This is a genomic window from Brevibacillus halotolerans (assembly GCF_026891775.1).
Classification (GTDB): Bacteria; Bacillota; Bacilli; order Brevibacillales; family Brevibacillaceae; genus Brevibacillus_B; species Brevibacillus_B halotolerans.
This window is the reverse complement of record NZ_JAPTNK010000003.1, coordinates 408,784-433,064: the sequence shown is the minus strand read 5'-3', so window position 1 is coordinate 433,064 and position 24,281 is coordinate 408,784. Positions and strand designations below refer to the sequence as shown.

Genomic DNA, 24,281 nt, shown 5'->3' with positions numbered 1-24,281 from the left:
CAAAAAAGAGCTTATTTACTATAAGTGAAAGACTAATCCTTCCAATTACAAATTGGGAGGATTTTTTATTCTCTCATAGTCAAGATTGATATTTTTTAATCTGTAACTTTAATCTAATAAATAAAGGAGAGAGAGAGAAATGAGCAATTCAGACACTATTGTTACGCATGTAATACTCCGTATAAGTCGTTAATATCCATCAAACTTATACGGAGAAATTTAGAATAGATGGATGTGCCGACTTTGTATAAAAAGTAAAAAGGGTTGATATACAAAGGAGGAATTATCATGTCAATGATACAAGTTCAAGACTTAACTTTTTCTTATCCAGGTAGCTTTGACAATATTTTTGAAGGTGTAAACTTTCAAATAGATACGGATTGGAAACTTGGATTTATCGGTAGAAATGGACGAGGTAAAACAACATTCTTTAATTTATTATTAGGGAATTATGAGTATAGTGGGAAAATCATTTCTTCGGTTGAATTTAATTATTTCCCTTATCCAGTTTCGGATAAAAACAAGTATACTCATGAAATCTTTGAAGAAATTTGCCCCCAAGCAGAAGATTGGGAATTTCTTCGTGAAATATCCTATCTAAATGTTGATGCTGAGGTCATGTACCGACCATTTAAAACATTATCAAATGGAGAACAAACAAAGGTGTTGCTTGCTGCACTTTTTTTGACTGAGGGTCAATTTCTATTAATAGATGAGCCAACCAATCATCTAGACACTGATGCGCGAAAGATCGTCTCTGATTATCTAAGGAAGAAAAAAGGGTTTATTTTAATTTCACATGACAGAAACTTTTTAGATGGATGCGTTGACCATATCTTATCTATAAATAGGGCAAATATTGAAGTTCAAAGTGGTAACTATTCTTCTTGGAAGTTAAATTTTGATAGACAGCAGGAACACGAAGAGGCAACAAATCAGCGTCTACAAAAAGACATAGGGAGATTAAAACAGTCTTCAAAGCGTACAGCAGGCTGGTCTAATCAAGTGGAAGCTTCCAAAAATGGGACAACGAATTCGGGTTCCAAGTTGGACAAGGGTTTTGTAGGACATAAAGCAGCAAAGATGATGAAGAGAGCAAAGAACCTTGAATCAAGGCAACAAAAAGCTATTGAGGAAAAGTCAAAACTGCTAAAAAATGTGGAAAAAACTGAGTCATTAAAATTAGAACCATTGGAATTTCAGTCAAACGAATTGATTGTTTTGGCTGATGTGTCTGTTAAGTACGATGACCAAATAGTGAATAAGCCAATTAGCTTTAAAGTTGAACAAGGCGACCGAATTGTACTTGATGGAAAGAATGGAAGCGGAAAAAGTAGTATCCTCAAACTAATTCTAGGAAATCCGATACAGCATACAGGCTCAATAAATGTAGGTTCAGGCCTCGTTATTTCCTATGTCCAACAAGGTACTTCTCATTTGAAGGGACTGTTATCGGACTTTATTGAGGAGCATGAGATTGATGAACCGTTATTTAAATCCATCCTGCGTAAGATGGATTTTGACCGAATTCAATTTGAGAAAGATATATCTCATTATTCTGGTGGACAAAAGAAAAAGCTGCTTATAGCCAAAAGTTTATGTGAAAAAGCTCATTTATATATTTGGGATGAACCGTTAAATTTTATTGATATTTATTCACGTATGCAGATTGAAGAGCTTATTCAAAGATTTAATCCTACAATGGTTATTGTTGAGCATGATCAGGCATTTCAACAAACAGTTGCAACAAAAACTATATCTATGTAGTTGAATATGAAGAATTAAAGATATAATCAGTAAAAATCAGGTTATGAAACTATATGTTGCTTTAACTTTATTTTAAAGCAACATAGGGAACGAGCAAACGTCCGAATACGAGGGAGATTCGGACGTTTCTTCATAAATGATTATTCAGCTAAACCAATTATCAGCTATATTCATACCCTTTGTAATTTCATTTTATCTCCTTTCTGTTCATTAAATTATGGCATACACGATACCCTCTACGATATATTCGCAAGTTTTTGCAACCCACCCCCAAAAGGAACGCCGCACAATCATGTAGGAATTGAATCTCTCCAGAAAGAAGAAATTTATCGAACGAGCTATGAAAACTTTGAAGAGGCAAAACGAGCTTTATTTTCTTACATGGAAGGTTTTTACAATCGGAATAGAATTCATAGCTCCATTGATTACTAAACTCCTCAGGAGCTTGAAGAAAAGATACGTAGCAAAATTACCTAATGTCTCTGCTAAAATGTATCCAAGATATTTACTCTAATCTAGACAGGAACTAATAAACGTAATTCAACAGTATATCTGAAAATAATGATTGACAAGTGGATTCCTCCTTTGATAACATAGCAACCATCAAAACGTAATGATTACTATTATCATTTAGGAATAAAAAACTAATAGAAATGGCTTCATCACTATAATTGAATTTTTATTTTATCTATTCATTCTGCTAAAGAATAGGAATTCCATTTATATTTTACTGATGAATAAAATTGTATGTGGGGATTTTTTGAAAATCCTATATTTTTTGCGATTTTTAGAAAGAACACTAACATACAAAATATACATATCAGCCAAAGAAGTTAGTTTAATTTGAGATGTAAATAGGAGGGTTTAAAATTGGTACAAGGATACGATAATTGGTGGCAAAAAGGGAATACTGGCGATCAGGAGATGGAAGACAGTCACCAAGAAGGATGGAAAAAAGTAATTGAGCTTATTGATATCGATGATGTGAAAAACCGAGATGTTTTGGATTTCGGTTGCAATCAGGGTGGATTTTTAAGGACATTGTATGATACCACGCCCTTTTATAGCGCTTGCGGGATTGATTTAGCTAAAAAAGCGATTGGGGTTGCAAAAGAACGTGTCGATGGGTATCCGATCGAATATTTTCAAACGGGAGATGCTGCTTCATTAGAAAGAAAGTTTCATACGGTGATCAGCACCTCAGTACTATATCTGATTGAAAATATAGATGAACATTTCCGCATGATTTCGAGTGTATTAAATGATGGCGGAGTCTATTATGCTTCTTTTGCGGATCAATCGAAAAATCCTAGCTTCGATTATATGAAAGAACAGATAGATCAATTTGGAGCAACAAAAATGCAGAACAAGACGCTTACTGAGGTAGTAGATAGTCTGATCCAAAATGGATTTTCAGTCGAGCTGCTTAAAGAATACACTGAACCGGTATATAGTGTGACCGATTATAAAGAATTTTATCTATCAGTTGATGATTATATTTTATCTTGCGAAAATTCTTATCTAATCAAAGCAAGGAAAACAGGAAGCAACGCTTAAAATGATTACGACACATTGCCAGAAATGAATCAACGGATTTCATCCTTGTAGAAAAGCGGCATGGGAAATGTCCGTCCGCCTTGCAAAGCAAAGCTGTACATCTTGACAGTGCGAGGGTATGAAGTGGAACCATGTGCTTGCTCATCCCCTCGAGTTTTGCTGCGGACAACGACTTTTCCCTGTCCAAGTTTGGTTTTTACTGTAAAAAACACACAAAGTGGTACGTTTGTTCTCAGACGATGTTGTCCTTTGAGTAGGAAATGTGAAAGGAATAATGATAACAATGAAAAAAAAGTTCGGGATTGTAATTTCTATGCTGGCTGCCATTTCTCTTGTTGGCTGCTCTTCTGATAATCAGGATGCATCAAAAAAAGATGAGAAGGCGACAGTAAATATCGCTATTTCAAACGAGTCAAATGCTCAGAAACTAGATGCCACTTCTTATGATGCATATTTGGCTCTATATGGAGCAGTTTATGAGCCTTTAGTCGAATATGGCGAAAAAGGAGCCTTCAAGCCTGGTCTAGCTGAGTCTTGGGAAATATCAGAGGACGGGAAAAAATATGTATTTCATCTAAAAAAGGATGTCAAATTTTCTGACGGCAGCGATGTAAATGCGGAGGCTGTGAAATTTACAATTGATCGAGCAAAAGCAAAGAATGAGACAAGTGATTTGCAGACTCTGACAAATTTGAAAAAAGTCGAAGTGATCGATGGTACGACAGTTGCGATGCATTTTACAAAAATCTCCAATCAAGTATTAGCTGAATTGTGTCAGGCTCGTCCATTAAGAATCATGAGTCCGCATTCTGTTGAGGGTGAAAAAGTTGATGGAGCATTCAAAGAGGCAATTGGTACTGGGGCCTTTACTGTGAAGGAAATTTCTGCCGAGCAAGTGCTGATGGAGCCAAATCCATACTATAATCATGGAAATCCAGTGAATTATCAGGTGAATTTCAAGACGATTGAAGATGGAAGTTCACGTACTTTAGCGCTTAAAAGCGGCGAGGTCGACGTTGTCGGAGGAACATTAGGCAGTATCACGGATAGTGACATCAATTCATTGAAAAAGGATAAATCTTATAATGTACATAAATTTGAAGGAACGAGGTCGCATTTTCTAGCCTTCAATCCTGATAATCAAGTATTGACTTCCACTATCCGTAAAGGGATCGAATTGGCCGTCAACAAGTCTACATTAACGGATAAAAAGCTGGTTGGCATATTCCAGGAGAATGTTAAATATGTTTCTACGGATAATCAAGAGAACTTCCCGTATGATCTTAACAAAGCAAGAAGTATGTTTGAATCAGAGGGCTACGTAGAAAATGCAGAGGGTTATTATGAAAAAGCAAATAATGTGCTTGCCTTTAATCTAGTTATCCAAACAACAGAATTTCCCGAATGGAAAGAACAGGCGGAAATTATTGAAAGCGACTTGAAAAAAGCTGGGGTAAAAGTAAATATCAATATCTTTGATAGTGAAAGCTACTATGATGTTTTATGGAACACGAAAAAGTATGACATGATTTTTTATCGTACCTATACTGATGCACTGCTGCCTTATAATTTCTTGAACTCACTTTATCATAATACTGCTGAGGGACATGGAGTTCTTGCAAATGACGCCAAATTAACGAATCTACTAGATGATTTTGCAGTTACAATCCAAGAAAAAAAACAGCAACAGATATTCGACAATATTTTTAAACGTATTTCTGAAGAAACACTTGCTATTCCAATCGATTACAAAGATGAAAAATTTGTTACTTCAAGCAAAATTTCAGAATTCCATTATTCTGGTGTATCAGATGCACCAATCGATTTTAAAAAACTTGTGGTGAAATAAGATGAATAAAGGGTTTTTTTTCTGGAAAACTCTACGTTTAGTCGTGAGTCTGCTGCTTTTTTCCTTTTTGCTGTACGAGCTTCTCTCCTTTTCGACAGGCGATCCAGCATTAGGTGTTCTCCGAAAGCTGGGGGTCCAACACGTATCCCAAGAAGCAATTGAAGAAATGAGAACAAGGCTAGGGATCGACGGGAACTTTTTGGATCAGTACTTTCGCTGGCTGCTTAATAGTTTAAAGGGGGATTTTGGAGATTCCTTTATGACAAATACACCGGTTTTGCAGATCATTGCAGAAAAAGCTGCGGTCACTTTGAAATTGATCGGAATCTCCCTTGTTATTTGTATTGTTTTTTCTCTAAGTTTGGGAGGCATGATCGGGAATTTTCCTGCTTTGAAATGGCTGAGACAGCTTCTTTCTGTAATGTTGTCGTTTCCTATTTATTGGATCGCTATATTGGCTATCTTTATTTTTGGAGTCCAGCTAAAATGGTTCCCTTTTGTAGGCAGTAGTTCTGGCAGGCATCTCATCTTACCGATATTCGTTATCTGCTTTTCTGAGGGATGTTATCTATCCAAAATGGTAAGTGATCTAATTGTATCTTCAGCAACCAGCGAGCAGCAGATTATTGCCAAGTTTAGGGGGATCAAGTGGTATTATCGGTTTTATTATCAATTGAAGGAATTGTTCGTACCACTGATTTCTCTTTACGGAAATAGCCTAATAAATCTTATCGGAGGGACGGTTATCGTCGAGATCATATTCAGTATTTCTGGCTTAGGAAAGCTGTTGATGGATGCCATCTCCACGAGAGATTATCCAGTTATTCAAGGGATCACCTTGATTATTGCTTGCGTTATCTTTTTATTGAATTATTTCGTCGATTTATTGATCCAAAAAATTGATATGAGAATACAACTCGATCAAGGGGGAGAATGATGAAGAAGCATATCGTTGTTTTTTTCGCTTGTTGCGTTGTTCTTGCCCTTATCTTCATTCAATTAAAAGACCCTTATGCTATCGAGAAGAGCAATAGTTTGCAAGGGATGAGCTGGAGCCATTGGTTTGGGACAGATTATTTGGGAAGAGATTTATTTAGTCGGACTTTTTATGGTAGCTTCTATTCTTTGCTGCTGGCCATTTGTTCTTTGTTCGGAGTCGTTTTGGTCAGCTTGATACTAGGTGGGATATCAGGTCTTGTTGGCGGGCTGGTTGATTCCAGTATAACGAGCATTGCGGATATTATGATCAGTATCCCATCATTGATTTTGACGCTTGTTTTTACAGGATTCTTTTCAAATTCGATTTTTACTGTAATGGCTGCGCTAATCATAAGTTGGTCAGGCAAGTACATCCGCTATATCCGAAACTTAGTTCTGAATATCCGCAAAGAAGAATTCATCATTTTGGCTCCTTTGAGGGGATCGTATGGAAAGCATACATTGTTTTACCATATCATTCCTAATATTTTTGCAGAATTACTTTCCTTATTTCTAACCGACATCGGCAAAATCATTTTGAGTATCTCCGGACTATCTTTCTTAGGTATAGGTGTACAACCGCCAACACCAGAACTAGGAACGATCCTTTTTGATGGAAAAGCCTACTTCTTCGTAGCGCCATGGATATTTATTTTTCCGGGAATCATTTTGAGTGCGATCGTGCTCATAACTCAATTCATCAGCAGCAAAATCAGGAAACGGTGGTGAATAGCCTATGATTGATCTGTCCAATTGTTCTGTCTATTTCAAAGGACAAGCACTGCTAAAATCGATCTCACTGTCGGTTTCTAAAGGCGATTTCTTTTGCCTGATCGGTGAAAGCGGGGGTGGGAAAACTTTACTGGGCAAAATGATATTGGGCTTTTTGCCGAAAGAATTTCGTGTCAGCGGCTCCATTCAAAGTGATCGGGAAAAGATGGAGATAATCCTACAGAATCCAATTGGGAGCATGCAAAGCAATGTTCCCGTGGAAACTCAATTTCATCATCTCTTAAAATCCAGAGGTATGAAAAATAGAGAAGAGCGTGAAAAGGAAATGCTTCAAGTTCTAAGCTGGGTAGGTTTTTCCGATCGTTCTAGTTTGCTTGCCAAACGTCCTTTTCAGTTGAGCGGAGGAATGTGCCAGAAAGTGGCACTGGCAATGGCTCTCGTTTCTGATCCGGAGATCATCATTGCTGATGAAGCCACCAGTGCTTTGGATGAACAAAGTCAGGAAACGATTCTAAATCTTCTGCGGAGAATTTACGAGAAAAAGCAAATGACCATCTTTTTTATTACCCACGACTTAACGATCGTGAAGAAATATAGTACGCACGTGGGTATCATTAAAGATGGACGATTGATCGAAGCTGGACCAACAAATCAAGTCCTCAGTAAGCCGAAAGAAAAGTATACAAAGGAGTTAATCGAGATCTTTGAAGGAAAATACTAGTTTATTAAAAATCTCTCAACTGACCAAAACATATGGAAACCAATTGATTTTCAAAAATTTGGATCTTCTCGTTGACACTGGCGAGTGGGTAGGAATAGTGGGTGAAAATGGTGCTGGGAAATCTACTTTCGTTAGGATTATAACGGGATTCGAGAAATATTCCCATGGACAAATTTATTTAGACGGACGCACTATGGCAACTTTTTCTAAGAAGGAGTGGGTCCAGCAGATTCAGTTAGTGACCCAATATACACGGAGAGCTTTGGATCCGACAAAAACAATAAAACAACTATTATTTGAACCGTTAAAGCAGTTCCAGCTTGCCCGCAAAGAGGAATATCTGCCAAAAGTCGAATCGGTGCTTTCTCGTTGCAACTTGTCCGTTGATATACTTGCTAAGAGATCGTTGGAAATAAGCGGAGGCCAATACCAAAGAATCTGTATCGCTTTAGCTTTGCTCGTACAGCCTAAGCTCTTGATTTGTGATGAAGCAACGTCTAGTTTAGACAAGATCAATGAATTGTGGATCATTAAATTATTAAAAGAACAGGAAAATATGGCAGTTCTCTTTATATCACATAATAAGAAGCTTTTAAAAGAAGTTTGTGATCGTTCTATTCAGCTAGAAGACTATAAATAAATTAGGGAGAAATTAACTAATCCTGTGTTTTTCAAACCGCTTCTCATAGTGAGTAACTAAGATAACTTATTTCAATGATTTGCACTTTCACTAAAATACAGCAATAGCGAATGTAAATAGAAGAACTTCTTAAACTCTAAGCCACGCTCAAAAATTTACCCCAGATAGCGCTGACGGTTTAGCTGGAGGGTACACAATACTCATTTTGTTAAGTTAGCTTTCGAGAAAGACGTGCCATAATTTCACCCCATGGAGCTTTACCAAGAACTTGAAAGCCTAGTTTTTCATAGAGCGAGGCAGCGGCTTGGTTGTCAGGGTGATAGGCTACCATAATATCTGTTGTATCTGGTTTTGCTTTTATTTTGTCAATAACCTGTTTCATGGTTTCAATTCCGTACCCTTTTCCTTGATGACCAGAAGCGATCATAAGTCTATAAATCCAGTATTGCGAATCGTCTGGATCTATCCCAAACATCACAAATCCAACCATTATTTGATCTTTGTACACGGCAAGGGTTTCAAAATTCGGTAAAAATTTTGACTGTGCTAAGGAATATAGATTTGAGGCGATAAAGTGTTTTTGATCTTCATGGGGCTGTAACTCAATACATTCTTCCCAGTTTTCAGAAGTTACTTCCTTTAGAATAAGTTCCACAATGATATCTCCTTTCATTTTATTTAGGGAAATTATACCACACAATTAACTACTAGAATTGGATATTTAACACAGTGTGAAGGGAGAGTAGGTTACAACGAGCAAATGCAGCCTTGCTGTGGTAGTTGGTTATTATTCCGATCGCGTATGGATGGGCAGATTATAAATATATCCCCCAATTTTTATTATAAATCTCCTTGTTTATTGATATTTTAATTTACCAAGCGGGGGGCACTTACAGCCCCTAACGTCATATCCCCGCCGCTTGGAAATAATCCCCGATAATGCTGGCATTTCCTAAGACGTTCCAACAACGGTTATAGACAGGATTGTCTTAAAAACAACGGTAACTTTTTATTGACAACATTTCTGATAAGGATTAAAGTAAAGAATATTTATAAAGGGTATTTATAAACTATATTTATAAATACCCTTTATTTTTAGGAGGCAAGCTAACAGATGAGCAAAAAAGTTAATCTTATAAAAGAGATTAATTTAAATAAAGTCCGTTCTGCCCTATTAGATGTTGAAACGGCAACGAAATCTCAGTTGGCCGAATTCACAGGTCTTAGTGTGGTTACCGTCAATTCCTTGATCAATACACTTATGGATACCGGAGAGGTTCTTCCGGATTTGGTATTGCATTCTGCTAGCGGACGTCCTGCGGCATCATTTCGCTATAACAGTACATTCCGCCTGGCTTTGATGATCTATATGCACGAATACTACGGACAGGACACCGTATTTTATGGCGTTGTCAATCTGAGGGGAGAGGTCATTCAAAGGACCCAGCATGCTATTTCCAACGTTAATGTGGACAGCTTTGATAACCATATTGAAAATTTGCTTACTCAATTTCCGGCAATCAAAGCTATCTGTTTTGGGATTCCGGGGGCAGAAGTGAATCAAAAGATCGTCATAAGCGATTACGAAGAAATGAGGGAACAATCCCTTTCTGGTCATGTTAGCGCAAAATTCCATTTGCCTGTTCTTATCGAAAATGATATCAATGCGGCAGTCATGGGTTATTGTCATCTGAATCAAATTCGTAGCGATGAGTGTGTGATCGGACTCTACTTTCCCGATAAATACCCCCCGGGAGCTGGAATTTACTTGAATGGGAAAGTTTATAAAGGACGAAATGGTTTGGCCGGAGAGATCAAATATTTTCCTTTCGGTGTTCATTGGGAATCATTTAATTACAACTCTGAAGAAATGGAAGATGTGATGTTCAAAACCATTCAGGCATTTCTTTGTATGTACAACCCGGATCGGATAGTTCTTTATGGGGCAAACATCAGGCACCGTATCACTGAGATCATTCATGAAAGATGTCTGTTGCCGTTAGAGAAGATGATGCTTCCCGAAATTATTACGTCAGCGGATTTAAATACCGATTTTGAAGCCGGAATCAAACAGAGCGCATTAAGCATGATTGATACCAAATAAGATGCGGCAAAAAGAAGAGCTAGTGGATAATCAAAAACAAAAATATGAAAGCTCTGACGGATTTATGTTCTTTGGACTCATGCTGTACGCGGCGAAGGCTTTTCGTGAGGATGGAAGAATTGACTTGTTTGAGCCTCATGTTTGTGATTGAACCCCTCACGAAGAGTGTTGCCCTGTTTATTTCTGGGATTTCTCTAAAGCTATTATCGGTGTCTGTTTATGTATTTTTTCAGTACTCTCTGTCCAAGCCCCACATGGGAGAGCGTTTGACTGCTAAAGGATCGCTTTTGCCGGTTTTGCACAAGTGATTGCGTCGATATTGGAGCGTCGTATTTTCTCTTGCCATCGGAAAAGGCATGACCTTTTTTCAAAGGCGACTAATTTTATTTATGGTGTTCTCTTGTTGTGAAATCCAGATGATTCACTATAAAGAATCTGTAAAATAGATACTATTTAACATAGAACAGCGTGAAGGGATGAAGTAGATAATGAATCAAAAGGAAAGAATGCTTGCTGGTCTGCCTTACAAAGCCTGGTTAGACGGATTAAGTGAAGAAAGAACAGAGAACAGGCTGAAAATTCAAGAGTACAATTTGTCAAACCCGAACGAAGAAGCCAAACGGAATGATTTGATCCGGCGTATTTTAGGAAAAACAGGTCCAATTGTATATATTGAACCGCCTTTCCATTGTGACTATGGGAAAAATATTGAGGTAGGCAACAATTTTTATGCTAATTTCAACTGTACCATTCTGGATGTGGGCAAGGTCGTCATCGGCGAGAACGTTATGTTTGCTCCCAATGTATCCATTTATACGGCTGGTCATCCGGTTCATCCAGATTCTAGAAATTCAGGTTATGAATATGGGATTCCCATCACCATCGGGGACAATGTATGGATCGGTGGCAATGTCGTTATCAACCCCGGTGTTACGATTGGAAACAATGTTGTGATCGGAGCGGGCAGTGTGGTGACTAAAGATATTCCAGATAATGTGATTGCTGTAGGAAATCCTTGCAGGGTGATCCGCGAAATTACGGAAGATGACCGGAAATATTATTTCAAAGACAGGGAGTTTGATGTGGAGGACTATTTGCCAAATTGATGCATGGACGGAAGATATGCGGAGGCAATTTTACTTTCAACCGGTACTCCCGGTTGGAGGTCACTATATATGGAGAATGTGGATATGTTGGCTGAAAAGGGGAAAGTGTTGTCCGGGAAGCTCTAAAAATATCGGATGAGAATTGATCAGGCAGCGGGATATTCGCCAGAAATGCATCATGATTCAGTAATTGGGGCCGGGAATGTCGTCACTAAAGATCTCCCGCCGAGGGGCCTTGCTGCCGGAGTGCCCTCAAGAATGATCCGTGAGATTGCTGAGCTAGATAGCTGGAACGAATTATGGAATGATTCTAAAAATGGACAAGAGTGAATTAACTTAAGGTCTTTACTGGCTCGCTGATTCTTATTCAGAAGCCACCGTGAGAATGGAAATACCCACACTGGTAATTCGTTAGGAGTGTCTGAAGTATATTCCGGGGTTCATAAGCCGTTCATGGTTGTTGGAGTACCCAGATGAGACTATTTGTACGGATTAATTACAATGACAGTGACAGTGGGGAGCCTTGTCTATTCGTTGCAGCTAGTGGAGAAACGGAGATGAATCGAAGCATATGACATCAACTTACAACCAAAATCCTAGAATTGTACGAAATATCTTGTTTTTACTGTTTGCTTTGCCCGGAATTTCCTTTGCTTCATGGGTTTCCCGCACACCTGCTGTTCGAGACTTACTTCAGCTCTCGACCGCCGAGATGGGAATCATTATATTCGCGCTTGCTGCTGGATCTTTGTTGGGCCTGCTCACGACCGGTTCGGTTATCGCACGAAAGGGTGCCCGTCTTGTCATTATGGTCAGTTCTATGCTGATTGTGATTGGATTTGCGGCTATTGGGGTCGGTACGGCCCTGACATCGGTGCCCGTCGTAATGGGAGGATTGCTCATTTTTGGCTGCGGTTACGGCTCGGCGGAAGTGGCACTGAATGTCGAAGGATCGGCTGTAGAGAAGGTACTTAATCGAACGCTTTTACCTGCCTTTCATGGCTTTTTTAGTGTTGGAACACTCGTGGGAGCGGCTATCAGTGCCGGGGCTTTGGCCATTCACCTCCCGATCTTGGTTCATTTCTTGATCCTCGCTCTATTAATGGCTGCAGCAGTATATTACTGCTATCGTTACCTGCCGGAAAATACGGGAAAGGAACAAGTGAAGGTAGGAACTCCAAAGCATTCGGCTGTTAAACAGCAGTTAAAGGTATGGAACGAGAAGCGGACGTTGCTAATTGGGATTATTGTTTTGGGTATGGCATTTGCCGAGGGTTCAGCTAATGATTGGCTGCCGCTGGTTATGGTGGACGGTTATGGGGTTAACGCGCTAACAGGTTCATTTGTCTATGGCTTGTTCGTAGCCGCGATGACCATGGGACGTTTAACTGGAGGAAAATTTCTGGATCGTTTTGGACGAGAGCGGGTCTTATTGGGCTGTTCCATTGTAGCCACTATAGGATTACTGCTTGTGATCTGGGGACAGCATTATCTAGTCGCTTCGGTAGGCGTCGTCTTATGGGGGCTGGGAGCTTCACTTGGTTTTCCAGTGGGCCTGTCGGCGGCAGGAGATGAACCTCAAGGTGCTGCTGCAAGAGTCGGAGCCGTAGCCACTACAGGATATATCGCATTTTTGGTAGGTCCGCCTGCTCTGGGCTTCCTAGGAGAGCATTTTGGGTTATTGCGTGCACTGATTGCCGTATTTATTGGTATTATCATTGCGGGTTCACTTTCGAAAGCTGCCAGACCGCTGCAAAATCAAAATATTACAAAGAGTTAAAGAAACAGAACACCGTAATAGCTTCAAATTCATCGATATTCCAGGACTGTTATTATAATTAGAACTGGCAAGCCAGGTATACAAGAGTTTTATAATGTCGTACTATATAACAGATAAAAGTAGTATTTCGTATAGATAACTTAATTTATGAATTGGCAAATATAAAAAAAGCTTCTGCCGTTACAGACAGAAAGGCTAAAGAGAGTGATCGGGTTATTTTTTAGTTTTCTTCTTACGCTTTTTTAAATTGATACGTTCAAACACCAATAGGTTCGGCGTTCTCTTCGTTATCTTAAAACGATTTGACAGCAGACAATGTCTGGCGTTACTAACCCTTAGTCCTACAGCAATTAATGCTACGCACGGATCGGCACTTCCTTCGATTTTGAAGTCGATAATGTCTCCATCTATATTGTTGAATATCAATGTGACAATATCTACATTTATTCGGCGTCGCGGACAATATCGAGAGGCTTTAATTCTAGATGAACATGACATGTTTCATCACCTCCCTTTTCGTAATATTCTATAATATTGTTGAAAGAGTATTTGGTAACGGCTGATTGTCCATTCGTTTAATAAAAAAGATCACTCATGTGCTTTTGCTTAGGTGAAACTACTGCAGCGTGACGGACTTCAGAACCGAATATTGGAGGAAATTCGTTACATATTAAATGGGGATGTCAACTGACAGCGGAGCAAGCGAACAGTTCAAACGGTCTGAGCTTAAAATGAATATAGATGTAGTAGATGAGTGGAAATGCATAGAGAAAATGAGACGTTTAGTTGAGCAACATTCCTTAAAAAACTGTATAGTTTAGTGTTTTAAGTCCATGAACTAATTACGTTAGAATTGGGTTCCGATAATAAGCACTATGTAGACAAACGTCCGGTTTCCTGATCTGAGCGCTTGTTGCTGTTAAATACAAATGCACCCCTTGAATCTGATTTTCAAGGAGTTGTTCCTATCTACTATAAGGGGTGCACTTCTTTTAAGTGGAGAGTTTTTTACAGGTTATACTTCTTTTTTCTTGGGAGTAATAATCTCTCCTGTTTTCGCATTTATTCCAAAAGTGATCGAGCGTTTGGAATCTTTTTCACTAAACGTAATGTTATATCTGCTAAAATTGCTTACATAGTTGTCGATAACATTCGCACTTGTAATCTCATAGGACTTTGTTTCTGGATACAAGGTGTAGATTTTATCTATCCCGGACTTGGCGTATGAAAGCACTTCAGCAGCCGTCAATGATTGTATGGTATAGCTGACTTTCCCCGTTTTCGCATCTACAGCAAAGTGAAAAAAGTTCTCTGAATCTTTTTCCAGTCTAATAACATACTTATCATACTCGCCTTTTGATACCACATCTTCATAGGCATTAATCTCATAGGATTTTGTTTCTGGAAACTGAGCATAGACTCGATCGATTGCTGTCTTCACATCCTTGTCCGCAAGAGCCTCGGAAGCTGTGATTTTTTTGTACCCTCCTGCATACAAACCCGCAGAATCTTGGTCTTGAGCTACAGTATTTTGAGCTGGATTTTCATTTGCACGTACTTGTAAACCACCAGATAGCGCGATTGCAGTGACCAATCCTAAAGATGCCAAACGAACAGACGATTTTTTAAGGTTGTTTTTCATACTAATTCTCCTTTTCGTTCATGTAATTTGGGATTTCCAGTTCCCCCTTTCTTAGGTATAGGATAGTGAAGACTATTTAAATAAAAAGTAGGGTAAATTTAAAATTTTTATTAAATTCAGTTCAGCACCATTGCCCGCTGGTAATCTTACTTTAAATATTGTTCGTAATGAACTACTTTCGGCAGAAATCGTTCAGTTATGGTTGCAAGCTAGGTTACTTTTTCGATGAGACGGGGCATTTAATTATTAATAAGCATAAAACCCTCTAGAAAGCCCTAGAGGGTTAACTTTATGTAAACAACTTTTTAATCAACTTATTTACATTAAATGTAGTTCTGTTATACGGCTTGTTATAAGCATACGTTTAAGCAGATCAAGTCTCAATTTTACATATAAGGATAGTAAAGAAACAAATTAAAAGTGCCACAAGGAAAAGCACCCACTAAGGTGCCTTTTTTAATCCTATCATACAGAAAAGGGTTGAAGGGAGCAGTTTATTTAATTTTAATTCTAGCCCGTTTTGGATTGATCGAGCCATTAAATAAGTGAGTAAGCTGATACATCCCATGATAACAAGATGTTCGATCGCGTTGTCCTTTAAAAAGCCCATTAATGGCGTACCATAAAACGAATTTGTAGCCGCTTTATCATTTGAACTTATTTCGTTATAGAACCAGATAACCCTCTATTTCACTTCTACAGTAAAATCCTTCAGCGGCTGCATTGACCAACCTTGTGTCAATGAAACGATAAATCTGTATCTTGCTTTGGGAGCACTTTTGCTGGCTTTGACTTTGATTTGGACTGTGGCCGTTTCTCCGGGCATGAGTTCCAAGTTTTTTTCAGGGTCGGTAATAACCTTTACCATATTGGGACTGTTGAAGGCAAAGTGATAGTTGACATAAATATTGTATTTAGCGGTATGGACTCTGCTGTCATTGGTCACCTGAATATTTTCAATTACAATTTCCTCACCCGGGGACAACAAGTATCCATCATTGGTGTTCATCTGTTCTTCCGTAGAAGTGTTGGCATTTTGTGGCGTTGGTGCTGGTGTTTGGACAACGTGAGATTGTTCGGTCGATGGTGCAGTAAGACTCTGATCCTGTGGGTATTGTTTTGACAAGTAAACTACAACCTTATCGGTTTCAGGATAATGGTCCACTTTTACCATTGTATTACGGGTAGGAGACTCATAGAAATTCACGTCGCCTGAATCTAATGTTTTCGTAAGACTAGACAACCATTGTTTATTCAATAGTTCCTTCGTTCCCTCGTATGTCATGTAACTAATGGATTGGTCCTCATCATCGAAGAAAATTGATAAAGAACCATATCTGTAACATAAGCTTCTAGTCCCATTATCCATGTAGGACTCAGACTTAGGGTTCCCCAGCAATGTTTTCACTTCTTCTTTTGTTAAATCCAAAGAAAGTACCTTTTCCGTACCATTCTGATTGTAAACAGCTACATATTCATCCATCTGAAGAGAAGTATAGAAGGGCTCAAAGCCTGCTTCAGAAGGAGTGTTTACCTTATCAACAGGAAGTGAGGTTTGAGATTCACTACTTTCAGCTTCATTAAGCGTAGATACTCCTTCTGAACCCGCATTCTTCGCTGTTTCTGGATGAGCCGTTGTTATTACAGCGGTAGCATTTTTGGAGTCAAATACAAAATGATACAAACAATAGATAGAGCCTACACCTATTCCTAGAACAGTTCCGAACACTACGATGATTTTACCAAGCTCGCTTTTTGTTTCATTATTTTTTGCCAAGATGAGTCCTCCTACATCGTTACGGTCCATTGATCACTGCTCTGTTTACCAACGTCGTATGTCGTCTGTTACTTATTACCTAATATCGGAGTTTCGTTAAACGTTCTTTAGACCTGTGATTTCGATTTCGTTTTTTTAGTGGATATCTGTAGAAGAAGTGGATGCTGTTTTCAGGGTTAGAGGTACTCAACCTTCACACAAAAAGATGAATAAAAAATTACCAGAGGAGATATTCAATTTAATGAGGTTGGGAAAAAGGTAAAAACGAACTTAAACATAGTAAAACCGCCTTTCTGTAGAGGCGGTACTTTTTATAGGGATATCTTTGTAGCATAGGTTCGAATGATTCATCACCATATTAAAAATGATCAGCGTGTGCTGAAAACTTCTCTAGAGAAATAAAGTGTTCATATATTCGGCTAAAATGTTTGGCCAAACGTCATGTAAGGTGTTTTTATAGTCGAAGTGTCTAATAGCGTAATCTCGTCCAGCTTTTGCTATTTGAATCCGTTGCTCTTCATGGATTAAATAGTACGTAATTTTTTCAACTGTTTCTTTAGCGGAATTAGAGATTACACAATTAACGCCAGGAATAAGCTTAATACGGACTGCTGGTGTATCAGAAGTAAGTAAGAATCCCCCTGAAGACATGATATCAAAAGTGCGATTGCTTAATTGATCGTTACAGGTTTGTAAACTAATGGATATTTTTGCTGAATTATATATTTTTGGTGTTTCGGTATAAGCGATAGATCCATGCAGCATTTCAGATGGGAGATTTATATCACTAAAGTGATGTTGTACATTTTCCCAGCCTTTCCCGAAAATTTTAGTTTTGAATGGTTGATTAACTAGAGAAAAGACAAGGTCGCAAATACTTTTGTGACGGATTTCCCCAAAACCAAAGTGCCCATTAGCAACTACACCAACATCACATTGATATTTTGGATCAATTGGTACGGGTCTGTGAATATCGGGATTGCAACCTACATCAAAGAACATAGAAGGTATCCCCAGATTTTGATATTTTTCTACACAGATTGTACTTCTTGTTAATACATAATTAGGTTGAATTGCTTCAACATATGACTTGGACCATCTGTCATGATGTAGCCAATCTTCTTCAGCAAAATATATATGAAAGATATTGTATTTTTTTAGAAGCTCCTTAATTAACGGGAATTTTCCTGTTTTAAAGAAAGATACATGCCACACTTCCCACCCCATACTAAATGCGATCTCTGGTTTATATGTATTGATTGTTAGTTCCAAAAGATGTTCATCGAAGTTATCTCAATAAATGACTTCATGACCTAGCTTCTCAAGAGATTTTCCAATGGAAAAACGAAAAATTTCACAAGAAAGTAAGGCTAAAATTTTCATTTATTAAATTTCCTCTCATAAAATAAAAAAGCCAAGGGTGTCGAGAAATCTTTCGTATGAAAGTCCATAGATATAGAGGATAAAGCCAATTTTCATAAGAGCCCATTAATACAGGGTATGTTTTTTTAACAAAGTTGAGAACGGATTAAAAATAAAGGGGAGTTTTAACCCTTGATAATAGTTAGGCCTTTTTGAAAAGAATGATTTTATGATGGTTACGTAAAAGATCCATTTTAGCAATCTAACGTGGTAAAAATACTGTTTAGTATCAAAAATACCAGTGATTATAATTCTAAGAGAAAGCATTACATGGCGTACCCAATGTGGTGCTTTTTCTTATGTACAGATTGGTTACATCATGTTGCCATAACTTTGTCGATTTGAAAGAAAGCATCAATGCTGCAAACATTGTTATGCTAAAGAATTTCTAACGAGGGATACAGTAGTAGACCAAACGTTTTACACAAGGGAGATAAGACGTTATTTTAGGCTCGGAACAACTGGCGACCATTATGTGAGACGTGTCATAACCAAGAAGACTACTAAAGAGGGTAGCGGCGTTTGGACATAATCTATTTATCTGAGGCATGATACATGTGGCAGAAGGTTTCTAGTAAAGAAAAAGTAGTAGTCAGAAAGAAATATGTCCCGGACTACCACTTTTTCTTACACGATAGATTTCCGTTATTAGAACAGTATTTGTACAAGATTTACGGGATAACTCATTATTTTTGCAACTTTTGAGGCGGAATCCGTAGCCATCACGTTAATGCTAAGCATGTCTGTTAGCAATATCCGCATCTATAGCAGCAGTTTACAGAAGGTATTCCGAGTCTTCTGCATTCCCTAACACATTCATCGTCAGGAAGAAAAGAATAATCGTGATAAGAGAGCGGTGGAAGAGGTTGAGGGTTAAGAGCATAGGGATATGGTTGTGGACTGTAAGGTGCTGGTTGACTCATGCCGTAAGGTGTTGAAGGCATAGATGGCATAGATTCTGTACATCTTGTATACCAAGGTCTTGTTTTATACTGTCTGCATATAGGCTCGCATTCATAATTAAAACCTGGATTATCTCCAGATGTGCACTCCTGCATACATTGCCCATAGGTATAAGGAACATTATAACAAACCAATACAATCACTCCTTAATGGTAAACTCATGTTTTAGATATTATATTTAACTGTATACCTTGTGGGTGATTATCCATGCAGAATTGGGTGAGTACCTACCATACATAGCGAGAGCAAAGAACAGATATTGGCAGAACCACAGATAGTGGGTAAGATCAGTTTTTAAAAGTAATGAAGATTAGGGGATATCAAAAATTTGCACAGTGTCAACGCTAGAACATGTGGAAGTCTTCAGCAAAAGATTCCTTACATGGATTTTCAGAAAGGAGAGGGGGGAGGGGATGGTTAAACCAAGCAATCAGTTAGCTTGCTACAAGGAAGGCTTATTTGTTTGGCTCGTGGTGTATTGAATGCTTGAGTAAACCTATGAAATGAAGTAATTGGAAAGGGATACTTCCATGCCGGAGTTGTTTAACATTAATGGCTTCGCTCTTTCTTACAAGGGTCGAAGCCATTAATGGTTTGAAGGTAATATGGTTCATTGAAAAGAATCTTTTAGACTCGAAATAAAGTGTTAGACTGTGAACATATTGTTCTAGACTAAGTTCGTTAATCTGTTATCATGACCGAAGGAGTAGCTGTGCGCACGAAAATAATAGCATCAAAAGCTTTCGCTGGAATCATCTTTAAAGTATACATCTTTTCAATTTTTCCATACAATCCACTAAAGACTGCACCTATTGCACTGATGGACTGAGCTTTATTCAGATATTCAATGAAATTTTTATCATGTCTTACCCTTGCAAAGTCAAGGAATCCATCCTTCATGTTTGTATGTGCAAACAGAACAGCTAGCCGATCGTTCCCATTATTTTTGACATAAAACTCTTTTCGTTCATTGGTAGAAGCGTCAGTAGCAATGAAGGAGCTTTCGTAGATTTCACTTCCTATTGCGTAATATTGATCACCTAAGGTTTTTGCGAGATACTCTCCCATGCAGGTTGTCATTCCCAAGGATGTGGAGGTTTTTTCGATGTGTCCATTATGTCCTGTTATGAATATGTTTTCACGACCGTAATATTTCTTTTCAAATGATAAAATCCACATCACTTTTTCCGCCATATATTGATCACGGGTATTGTTATAGTTCACATTTGTTCCGTGCAGTGTAGCGTTTTGCTTGATAGCCTCGGCAAAGGCCAGAGCCAACTCATATTCTTTCTCAGAGCTTTTTGCGATATAAACGGATTTGTTTTCTTTCATCCGCTCCATCAAGCCTTTACTATGGGCAAGCCCCTCTTTAACATTGTCCTGCTTTTGATCATACACCGTTTTATCATTTAGATTCGTAAGTGCAAGCTCATACTTGGAGGCAAGTGTCGGATCAACTTTTTTTAAATAGGAGAATAGCCCGTTTTTGTTATGGTCATAGCGCTGCATATCAAAACCATAAAAATGAATCTTATCTTTTGCCTCCCGATGCTCATTATAGGAGCGCATCCAGGATAGAAGGGCTGCCATTTCTTGTGTATTGTAAATCGTAAATCCGATTGCCTTTGCAGCATCTTGCGCAGTTCCGTTGCCTCCTAAAATGTATTCATTGACTTTTTGTCCTCCGCCGAAATCGCCTTCTATGGCAAATACGCGATATCCTTGTTTTTCCACCAGATGCTTAAAAATATCTGATTTTAGCGTAGTAAATTGCTTGTTACCATGCGTAGCTTCTCCAAACCCGACGATGGTTTTCGAAGGAAGTTCCATTTGCGAAACAGGAACAAGAGTAGATTTCAATGACTGTTCTAGCGTATTGGGTGATTCAGAGATAGTGTTTTTCGAAGGAAGCTCTATTTCTGAAACAGGAACAAGGGTAGATTTCAATGACTGTTGCAACGTGTTGGCTGATTTAGAATAGAAACCCGTGAAAACACACATCATGATGAACAAGCTTATTACAATCAGGAGATTTTTTTTCATAGCGTTCTCTCTTTCTTGAGTTGAGCATTCGTTTTCAATTAGATGCAAGATGACAATCGCCTATGTCATCTTCCCACTGGAATTGTTAAAAATGTACAAAATTATGTTGTGGTTTTTCTTACTATTTACACTATTATAATCCTTTCTGATATTGTTAACTACATGAAATTGCTTGATACTCAGTTCGGGCCTTTACATCCAGAGTACGGATAGAAACATGGTTGGTGGGGTGGTGATTTTTCCTAAATCGAGTCATCGCTCTTTACATAGGAGATTGGATGGAAACGTCCTACTGAAATTCAAGAAAGCAATTGATGAAAGTATCGCTCCTTTTATGTAGGAGCACGGATTGAAAGGAGTGAATGGACTGTTTAAGAACCTTGTCCTTGAAGCGTTCCCTACAACAGGAGAAAGACTTATTTGCTAGATATCACAAATAAGCCTTTCAATAAAAATTTATTTTAGAAACTGGGAGATTATCTCCTTCCTCTTTTGGAGGGTGCAAAGTAGAAGCATGATAGTAGTTGTTATAGGGTTAATTTTGTTCCGAAAAAATCTATAAGTCGCTTACCCATACAAATGTATTACCTTAGAAGAAATAAATTTATCTTAGAGAATGCTATATTTCCCCATCTGCTAACCAAGGAAAAAAGCCATCGAAGAAACGTTCAGTGGCTGGCATAAAATATGAGCCAAAGTGATAGTCAGGATCAAGTGTTGTAATAATCCAAGTTCCATTAGTGCTTATCTTATCTACATACATTACTGCACCTCCATCTTCTGTTGTGATTAGTTTTTTCGTACCTTCTATGGGCCAAAACACGCCATGCTGATGCCAAGTTGCATCATCTAAAGTAATGTAATTAAAAAGGTCGTATTCAGGTGCAGACAATACTAGACCACTTTGGGCTCCTTTTTCTATCCACCACCAAAAATTCGTTTCTCGGTCCTCCCATTTTTGGTTTGGTAGCCACTCCCATGGTTGTGGGCCAAATGAAACCACAATTCCTCCTCGTTGTGCAAAAGCGTGAATTTTCTCTTTAGATTCTAGAAGTAATTTTTGGTTCAATTGAGACGGAACGATTAATACATCAAAACTTTCTAGAGGGGTATCTAAAAATTCGGGAAAGTATATGAGTTCTTTGATATATTGTCGGTATTTAGGTTCATTAAATGTGCGATGATGCGGAGCGTTTCCACTATAAATTACTGCGATTTTTCTCATTATTTCCCTCCTGAATTTTGTATTGTTTCGTATTCATCGTGAATCCATTGAAGTAACTGCGCACTAATACGATCTGTTGATTTATTTTGCATCCGATGAGCAAAAATGTCTCGTCCCGCGTGGGCTAAAATTGTCCCTTTTGTTGTATGCCGATCAATATATGTTACCGGCAAATCACCAGAAAGTGTAAGCAATACTTCAGCTTTGGCTGGAACAGGTGAATGTGAGCCCCGAGCGAAAAAACCAGCCACTCCTTTGTTATAAGTCATATCGTTTGGTGTAACACCCTCAAAGATTGGATTTGATGTTGCGATAGAAATCTCATAATCTTTGTAAGTATTTATCTTTTTAGGCGTAAATATTGGACAACCAGGTAACCATTCTTTACATAAGTGCCCAGAAAAAATAACAATTTTACCTTCTTCTAAAAATGAAGAAATTTTCTCCTTATGTTTAAACATATATTCCTGATCAATAAAATCATGGATGACAATACATTTGAATGGTCTTACATTTATCTCAGCAAAGTCATACTGATCAATTTGTGTAAAATTTTCTACGATAAATGGACTTGTACGATTCTCTAGACCAAATGCATGACCTGGATCTAACCATAAAAATTCTTTAAACTGAGCCAAAAAAAATCCTCCATTCGAATTGGATTTAAATAGGTCTTGTTAACATATATCAATGTAACGGTGAACACCGTCGCCATATTCAAAAATTAAAATATATTATTATCTTAATATTAAAATTTTGATATTATGATTGACCAAAGAATAGTATTGCTGTAAATTGATAATGAAAATCGTTATCAATAAAAATAATATCAGAATGAGGTAAAAGAATGAAGTGTAAATTTGTTTTATCGGCTACTACTCTACTATTGTTTCTTGCTGGATGTGGTAACACAGAAGAGATTTCTACAAGTAAAGAACTTATGCCAACTCAAGAAACAAAACTAATTGTTGACGAATTAAATCGAAAGGTGGAAATTCCAACAAAAATTGATCGTGTAGTAATGGGAAGTATTCTTCCATACTTCTCGACATGGTATATTGCAACCAATTCAACGGATGAAATTGTAGGGATTCATCCGAATTCATATAATGCAGCAGCGCATTCGATTTTAAAAGATATTTCTCCATCTATTCTAAAAACGAAAACAAATTTTATTAAAAATGGTGAAGTAAACATCGAAGAATTATTAGCGTTAAATCCTCAAGTGTATTTTGAAATTGCTAACCAACAAAAGACTGTAAAAAAGCTTGAAGAAGCAGGTATTACAACAGTTGCTTTAGATACAAAAACAACTTCTTTAAACCCACTTGATACATTAAATCGTTGGTTGTCTTTAACAGGGGAAATTACAGGTACGATAAATCGACAAAAAGAAATTATTAAAGAGGGCGAAGCAAATCAGAAAATGATTAGTGAAGTACTTTCAGGAGTGAAAGAAGATAAACCTCGTGTAATGATCCTTCAATATCACAGTAATGGGGAAATTTCGACAGCCGGTGTTGGTATGCATGGAAATCGTTGGTTAAACGCAACGGGAGGTATTGATGTTGCTGCTGAAAAAATAAAAGGTATTAAAGCAATTAATATGGAGCAAGTTTATGAATGGAATCCGGACATTATTTACATTACAAATTTCACGGAAACACAACCAGAAGACTTATATAATAACGTATTTGATGGACAAGACTGGAGCCAAGTAAAGGCAGTGAAAAATAAGAAAGTTTATAAAATGCCTCTTGGAATATATCGTTGGTATCCACCAAGTGGAGATGCTCCTCTCATGCTGAAATGGATGGCACAGAAAAACTATCCAGAACGTTTCACATACGACATGAATAAAGAAATTAAGGATTACTATAAGCGTTTCTATGATTATGAATTAACAGATAAGCAAGTACAAGAAATCTTAAATCCCCCATCTGAGGCAGCAAAATATTAATGTAAAGGTGGC

21 protein-coding genes and 1 pseudogene are annotated in these 24,281 nt (G+C 37.9%); 14 read left to right on the top strand and 8 right to left on the bottom strand.

The genetic code is table 11. The annotated features are described in order from the left end of the window. The first annotated feature begins 288 nt into the window (after window positions 1–288). From O0550_RS07045 to O0550_RS07010, 8 genes and pseudogenes are all read left to right on the top strand, one after another. Window positions 289–1,767 carry an Lsa family ABC-F type ribosomal protection protein gene (locus tag O0550_RS07045; RefSeq protein WP_258425919.1) on the top strand — a complete coding sequence of 493 codons (1,479 nt, stop codon included), beginning with the start codon at window positions 289–291 and terminating at the stop codon, window positions 1,765–1,767. Window positions 1,768–2,004: 237 nt separating this feature from the next. After that, window positions 2,005–2,199: pseudogene (locus tag O0550_RS07040) on the top strand (IS3-like element ISBce13 family transposase); the annotation flags it as partial. Between the two features lie 438 nt (window positions 2,200–2,637). Then, on the top strand, window positions 2,638–3,324 hold the full coding sequence (locus O0550_RS07035) for a class I SAM-dependent methyltransferase (RefSeq protein ID WP_022586685.1): 687 nt from the start codon (window positions 2,638–2,640) through the stop codon (window positions 3,322–3,324). A gap of 283 nt (window positions 3,325–3,607) precedes the next feature. Continuing rightward, entirely contained in the window at window positions 3,608–5,173 is a 1,566-nt protein-coding gene (locus O0550_RS07030) for an ABC transporter substrate-binding protein (RefSeq protein ID WP_258425918.1), read from the top strand. A 1-nt stretch (window position 5,174) separates the two neighbouring features. Beyond that, complete coding sequence (locus O0550_RS07025) at window positions 5,175–6,110, top strand: ABC transporter permease (RefSeq protein WP_022586687.1); 936 nt, start codon at window positions 5,175–5,177, stop codon at window positions 6,108–6,110. Beyond that, window positions 6,110–6,880, top strand: coding sequence for an ABC transporter permease (locus tag O0550_RS07020; protein ID WP_258425917.1), 771 nt, complete (start codon window positions 6,110–6,112; stop codon window positions 6,878–6,880). Before O0550_RS07025 ends, O0550_RS07020 begins: the two co-directional genes overlap by 1 nt. A gap of 7 nt (window positions 6,881–6,887) precedes the next feature. After that, the gene (locus tag O0550_RS07015) at window positions 6,888–7,604 is read left to right on the top strand and encodes an ATP-binding cassette domain-containing protein (RefSeq protein WP_003344337.1); all 717 of its coding nucleotides are present in this window, start codon (window positions 6,888–6,890) and stop codon (window positions 7,602–7,604) included. Beyond that, entirely contained in the window at window positions 7,588–8,244 is a 657-nt protein-coding gene (locus O0550_RS07010; protein ID WP_258425916.1) for an ABC transporter ATP-binding protein, read from the top strand. The genes O0550_RS07015 and O0550_RS07010 overlap by 17 nt, the downstream gene beginning before the upstream one ends. Window positions 8,245–8,452: 208 nt before the next feature. Here the strand turns inward: O0550_RS07010 and O0550_RS07005 are convergent, their stop codons facing one another. Continuing rightward, window positions 8,453–8,899, bottom strand: coding sequence for a GNAT family N-acetyltransferase (locus tag O0550_RS07005; protein WP_258425915.1), 447 nt, complete (start codon window positions 8,897–8,899; stop codon window positions 8,453–8,455). 459 nt (window positions 8,900–9,358) lie between these two features. On the opposite strand from O0550_RS07005, the gene O0550_RS07000 reads away from it, so the two are divergent. The 5 genes from O0550_RS07000 to O0550_RS06980 all read left to right on the top strand — a co-directional run bounded on the left by O0550_RS07000 (window position 9,359) and on the right by O0550_RS06980 (window position 13,234). Then, window positions 9,359–10,348: an ROK family protein gene (locus O0550_RS07000; RefSeq protein ID WP_258425914.1), complete on the top strand. Its 990-nt coding sequence runs from the start codon at window positions 9,359–9,361 to the stop codon at window positions 10,346–10,348. A gap of 1 nt (window position 10,349) precedes the next feature. After that, entirely contained in the window at window positions 10,350–10,499 is a 150-nt protein-coding gene (locus tag O0550_RS06995; RefSeq protein ID WP_174250663.1) for a hypothetical protein, read from the top strand. Between the two features lie 337 nt (window positions 10,500–10,836). Further along, on the top strand, window positions 10,837–11,454 hold the full coding sequence (locus tag O0550_RS06990) for a sugar O-acetyltransferase (RefSeq protein ID WP_003335797.1): 618 nt from the start codon (window positions 10,837–10,839) through the stop codon (window positions 11,452–11,454). 135 nt (window positions 11,455–11,589) lie between these two features. Further along, window positions 11,590–11,784 (top strand): hypothetical protein, encoded by a 195-nt coding sequence (locus tag O0550_RS06985; RefSeq protein WP_258425938.1) that lies wholly within the window; start codon window positions 11,590–11,592, stop codon window positions 11,782–11,784. Window positions 11,785–12,025: 241 nt separating this feature from the next. Continuing rightward, window positions 12,026–13,234, top strand: coding sequence for an MFS transporter (locus O0550_RS06980; RefSeq protein WP_258425913.1), 1,209 nt, complete (start codon window positions 12,026–12,028; stop codon window positions 13,232–13,234). Window positions 13,235–13,447: 213 nt separating this feature from the next. On the opposite strand, the gene O0550_RS06975 is transcribed toward O0550_RS06980, so the two are convergent. From O0550_RS06975 to O0550_RS06940, 7 genes are all read right to left on the bottom strand, one after another. Continuing rightward, window positions 13,448–13,732, bottom strand: a complete 285-nt coding sequence (locus O0550_RS06975) for a hypothetical protein (RefSeq protein ID WP_003335801.1) — start codon at window positions 13,730–13,732, stop codon at window positions 13,448–13,450. A 517-nt stretch (window positions 13,733–14,249) separates the two neighbouring features. Next, window positions 14,250–14,876, bottom strand: a complete 627-nt coding sequence (locus O0550_RS06970; protein WP_258425912.1) for a PepSY domain-containing protein — start codon at window positions 14,874–14,876, stop codon at window positions 14,250–14,252. Window positions 14,877–15,561: 685 nt separating this feature from the next. Next, on the bottom strand, window positions 15,562–16,653 hold the full coding sequence (locus O0550_RS06960; protein WP_258425911.1) for a COG1470 family protein: 1,092 nt from the start codon (window positions 16,651–16,653) through the stop codon (window positions 15,562–15,564). 390 nt (window positions 16,654–17,043) lie between these two features. Next, window positions 17,044–17,925: a CgeB family protein gene (locus O0550_RS24500; protein ID WP_428994073.1), complete on the bottom strand. Its 882-nt coding sequence runs from the start codon at window positions 17,923–17,925 to the stop codon at window positions 17,044–17,046. A gap of 1,794 nt (window positions 17,926–19,719) precedes the next feature. Next, window positions 19,720–21,084 (bottom strand): erythromycin esterase family protein, encoded by a 1,365-nt coding sequence (locus O0550_RS06950; RefSeq protein ID WP_258425909.1) that lies wholly within the window; start codon window positions 21,082–21,084, stop codon window positions 19,720–19,722. 619 nt (window positions 21,085–21,703) lie between these two features. After that, window positions 21,704–22,309, bottom strand: a complete 606-nt coding sequence (locus tag O0550_RS06945; protein WP_035318947.1) for a hypothetical protein — start codon at window positions 22,307–22,309, stop codon at window positions 21,704–21,706. Next, window positions 22,309–22,947: a hypothetical protein gene (locus tag O0550_RS06940; RefSeq protein ID WP_003344364.1), complete on the bottom strand. Its 639-nt coding sequence runs from the start codon at window positions 22,945–22,947 to the stop codon at window positions 22,309–22,311. The genes O0550_RS06945 and O0550_RS06940 overlap by 1 nt, the downstream gene beginning before the upstream one ends. Before the next feature lie 209 nt (window positions 22,948–23,156). Here O0550_RS06940 and O0550_RS06935 point away from each other — a divergent pair, with 209 nt between their 5' ends. Continuing rightward, entirely contained in the window at window positions 23,157–24,269 is a 1,113-nt protein-coding gene (locus O0550_RS06935) for an ABC transporter substrate-binding protein (RefSeq protein ID WP_258425908.1), read from the top strand. The last annotated feature ends 12 nt before the right edge of the window (window positions 24,270–24,281 follow it).

Excerpts from the sequence above, each read along its gene's own strand:
- O0550_RS07045 (WP_258425919.1), top strand. The coding sequence starts at position 289 with ATGTCAATGATACAAGTTCAAGACTTAACTTTTTCTTATCCAGGTAGC.
- O0550_RS07030 (WP_258425918.1), top strand. The coding sequence starts at position 3,608 with ATGAAAAAAAAGTTCGGGATTGTAATTTCTATGCTGGCTGCCATTTCT.
- O0550_RS07025 (WP_022586687.1), top strand. The coding sequence starts at position 5,175 with ATGAATAAAGGGTTTTTTTTCTGGAAAACTCTACGTTTAGTCGTGAGT.
- O0550_RS07020 (WP_258425917.1), top strand. The coding sequence starts at position 6,110 with ATGAAGAAGCATATCGTTGTTTTTTTCGCTTGTTGCGTTGTTCTTGCC.
- O0550_RS07015 (WP_003344337.1), top strand. The coding sequence starts at position 6,888 with ATGATTGATCTGTCCAATTGTTCTGTCTATTTCAAAGGACAAGCACTG.
- O0550_RS07000 (WP_258425914.1), top strand. The coding sequence starts at position 9,359 with ATGAGCAAAAAAGTTAATCTTATAAAAGAGATTAATTTAAATAAAGTC.
- O0550_RS06995 (WP_174250663.1), top strand. The coding sequence starts at position 10,350 with ATGCGGCAAAAAGAAGAGCTAGTGGATAATCAAAAACAAAAATATGAA.
- O0550_RS06990 (WP_003335797.1), top strand. The coding sequence starts at position 10,837 with ATGAATCAAAAGGAAAGAATGCTTGCTGGTCTGCCTTACAAAGCCTGG.
- O0550_RS06985 (WP_258425938.1), top strand. The coding sequence starts at position 11,590 with ATGAGAATTGATCAGGCAGCGGGATATTCGCCAGAAATGCATCATGAT.
- O0550_RS06980 (WP_258425913.1), top strand. The coding sequence starts at position 12,026 with ATGACATCAACTTACAACCAAAATCCTAGAATTGTACGAAATATCTTG.
- O0550_RS06975 (WP_003335801.1), bottom strand. The coding sequence starts at position 13,732 with ATGTCATGTTCATCTAGAATTAAAGCCTCTCGATATTGTCCGCGACGC.
- O0550_RS06970 (WP_258425912.1), bottom strand. The coding sequence starts at position 14,876 with ATGAAAAACAACCTTAAAAAATCGTCTGTTCGTTTGGCATCTTTAGGA.
- O0550_RS06950 (WP_258425909.1), bottom strand. The coding sequence starts at position 21,084 with ATGAAAAAAAATCTCCTGATTGTAATAAGCTTGTTCATCATGATGTGT.
- O0550_RS06945 (WP_035318947.1), bottom strand. The coding sequence starts at position 22,309 with ATGAGAAAAATCGCAGTAATTTATAGTGGAAACGCTCCGCATCATCGC.
- O0550_RS06935 (WP_258425908.1), top strand. The coding sequence starts at position 23,157 with ATGAAGTGTAAATTTGTTTTATCGGCTACTACTCTACTATTGTTTCTT.